Genomic DNA, 397 nt, shown 5'->3' with positions numbered 1-397 from the left:
ATACGAAGTTGTTGTCGGTGCTGTTGCTAAATCTGATGAATTTGATTATGAAGAAGAAAAAAAATCTGATGCAGTTATCGCTGTGCCTCGTGGAAGTAATTTGCCAAATGTAGACCCTGAATATGATCTTGGTGACGTAGGAAATGGCGTTTCTACTTGGTTTAATGCTTTATGGTTGATAGTTGCCTTTAGTGTATCTATCCCTTTAGCGCTTATGGTATCTAGGCGTATTAAAGAATTATTTTTTGCTTAAAGTAGGTGAACTTATGGAAGTGCAGCCTGTAACCTTGTACGATATTGGCGATTTTATGCAGATGGCATTAGAAGCTTTTGAATCTCCGCTTTTTATGGCGTTTTGTTTGATGATAACGTTAAGCATTTGTATAGGTATTAGAAG

1 pseudogene is annotated in these 397 nt (G+C 36.8%); it reads left to right on the top strand.

Annotated features, from left to right (window positions below):
- Nucleotides 1–253 (top strand): annotated as a pseudogene (locus CHH91_RS17925) (hypothetical protein); the annotation flags it as partial.
- Nucleotides 254–397: the final 144 nt, after the last annotated feature.

Origin of the sequence: Virgibacillus sp. 7505 (genome assembly GCF_002272135.1) — a bacterium.
Classification (GTDB): Bacteria; Bacillota; Bacilli; order Bacillales; family Amphibacillaceae; genus Terribacillus.
The sequence above is the reverse complement of the archived record's forward strand: the minus strand, read 5'-3'. Positions and strand labels throughout refer to the sequence as shown.